General features: G+C 64.3%; 2 protein-coding genes. Both read right to left on the reverse strand.

Annotated features, from left to right (window positions below):
• Positions 1–1342: efflux RND transporter permease subunit (locus WCA53_RS03630; protein WP_423905554.1), on the reverse strand; the 1342-nt coding region annotated here is incomplete at its 3' end.
• 26 nt (positions 1343–1368) lie between these two features.
• On the reverse strand, positions 1369–2484 hold a 1116-nt coding region (locus tag WCA53_RS03635; protein WP_423905556.1), incomplete at its 5' end, for an efflux RND transporter periplasmic adaptor subunit.

Consider the following 2484-nt stretch of genomic DNA (forward strand, 5'->3'; position numbering starts at 1 on the left):
GAATCAGCACCGCGATCAGCGAAATGGTCAGCGACAGGATGGTAAAGCCGATCTGGCCCGCGCCTTCGAGCGCCGCTTCGAGCGGGCTCTTGCCCTCCTCGAGGTAGCGCACGATGTTCTCGATCATCACGATCGAGTCGTCGACCACGAAGCCGGTGGCAATGATCAGCGCCATCAGCGAGAGGTTATCGATGGAGTAGTTCAACTGATACATCACCGCCAGCGTGCCGATCAGCGAAACCGGCACCGAGATGCTAGGGATGATGGTCGCCGGCACGTTGCGCAGGAAAACGAAGATCACCGCCACCACCAGCACGATTGCCAGCAGCAGTTCGATCACCGCGTCGGAGACCGATGAGCGGATCACGCCCGTGCTGTCCGAGACGACGGTGACCTTCATGCCGGCCGGCAGCGTCGATTCGAGCTGCGGCAACTGCTTCATGATCTGGTTCACGGTGGCGATCACGTTCGCCCCCGGCTGGCGCTGCACGTTGAGCACGATCGCGGGCGTGCCGTTATACCAGGCACCGCGCTCGACGTCCTGGGGCGCCTGGCTCACCGTCGCGACGTCGCGCATGAATACCGGTGCGCCGTTCTGGTAGGCGATCACCGTGCTCAGGTAGTCCTTCGGGTCGCTGATCTGGTCGTTGCCGTTGATGGTGTAGTCGAGGTCCGGCCCGTCGAAGTTGCCCTTCGGCTGGCTGACGTTGACGTAGCTGAGCAGCGTGCGCAGGTCGTCGATGTTCAGGCCGTACGCGGCCAGCTTCTGCGGGTCCGCCTCGACCCGGATGGCGGGCACATTGCCACCGCTCGTGGTAACGACACCCACGCCCGACACTTCTGAAATCTTGGTGCCGAGGCGATTGTTGGCGATGTCCTCCAGTTGCGTGAGCGACATCGACTTGGAGGTGACGGCAAGCGTCAGGATCGGCTGGTCGGCCGGGTTGACCTTCGCGTAGGTCGGCGGCGCCGGCAGGCCGCTTGGCAGGTAGCTGTTGGCGGCGTTGATGGCCTGCTGGACGTTCTGCTCGGCGACGTCAAGGTTCAGCGACAGGTCGAACTGCAAGGTGATGACCGAGGCGCCGTCCGAACTGTACGAGGTCATCTGCTGCAAACCGGGAATCTCGCCCAGTTGCACTTCGAGTGGCGCAGTCACCGTGGTGGCCATCACGTCCGGGCTCGCACCCGGATAGAAGGTCTGCACCTGGATGGTCGGATAGTCGACGGCGGGCAGCGAGGAGACCGGCAGCACGCGCACCGCGACAAGGCCCACGAGCACGAGGGCGATCATCAGCAGCAGCGTGGCTACCGGTCTGAGAATAAACAGGCGGGAGATATTCATTGGGGGCAGGTTCGCTGGGTCGGCTTCTACGAAGCTGCTTCGGCTGCGGCCGCAACGGCGCCCGAGGCTCCGCCGTGGGCCCGCTTATGCTGACCGTGAGCCCCGCTCGCCGCACCTGTTTCGGACGCCTGGTCAGACGCCGACGCCGACGCCGCTTCGCTGCCCGAGGCGGGCTTCGCTGCAGCCGCCTGGATCTTGGCCCCGTCGCTCAGCCGGTCGGTGCCGTCGGTCACCACGATGTTGTCAGCCGCGAGTCCAGCAGCAATCACCGTATGCTTGCCGTCGCTCGGGCCCAGCGTGACCTTATGAACGGAGACGGTGTTGTCGGCGTTCACGAGGTAGACATAGTCGCCCGGTGCGCCGCTTTGCACCGCCGGGGTAGGCACCAGCACGGCATTTTGCAGCGTGCTCACCAGCAGCTTGACGTTGACGAACTCGTTGGGGAACAGGGCCTCGTCGTCGTTGGCGAAAGTCGCCCGCAAGGTCACCGTGCCCGTGCTCGTCGCCATCTGGTTGCTGACCGCGTACAGCGTGCCGGTGGCGAGCTGCTTCGAGTTGTCGCTGCTATAAGCGGTGACCGGCAGGCTTGCGCCCCCGTTCATCCGCTGCAGCACGCTCGCGAGCGAGTCTTGCGGCACTGTGAATTGCACGGTGGTGGGCTTCATGGTGGTAATGACCACAATGCCCGGCGAGGACGAAGCGGTGACGTAGTTGCCCGGGTCGACCAGGCGCAGGCCGACCCGCCCGGACACCGGCGCCGTGATACGGCAATAAGCCAGGTCGAGGTCGAACTGTGCAATGTTGGCCAGGTCGGCCTTCACAGCCGCTTCGTCCTGCTGCACGAGGAACTGCTGGTCAGCAAAGGTTTGCTCGGCAATAGACTTGTGCTCGTTCAGTTGCGTATAGCGGACGAGGTCAGAGCGCGCCTGCGCGAGCGAGGCCCGGTCCTTGGCGAGTGTCGCCTGCGCCTGCTGCTTACTGATCTCGTACTGGCGCGGGTCGATCTGGGCAAGGAACTGCCCCTTCTGCACGTCCTGGCCTTCCCGATAGCCGACCGCCGTCAGGTATCCGCTCAATTGCGGCAGTACGGTCACAGTGGCGGTGGGGGTCACTGTGCCCAGTTCGCTCAAGGTGACCGGCAT

This window comes from Caballeronia sp. (assembly GCF_049581465.1).
Taxonomy (GTDB): domain Bacteria; phylum Pseudomonadota; class Gammaproteobacteria; order Burkholderiales; family Burkholderiaceae; genus Caballeronia.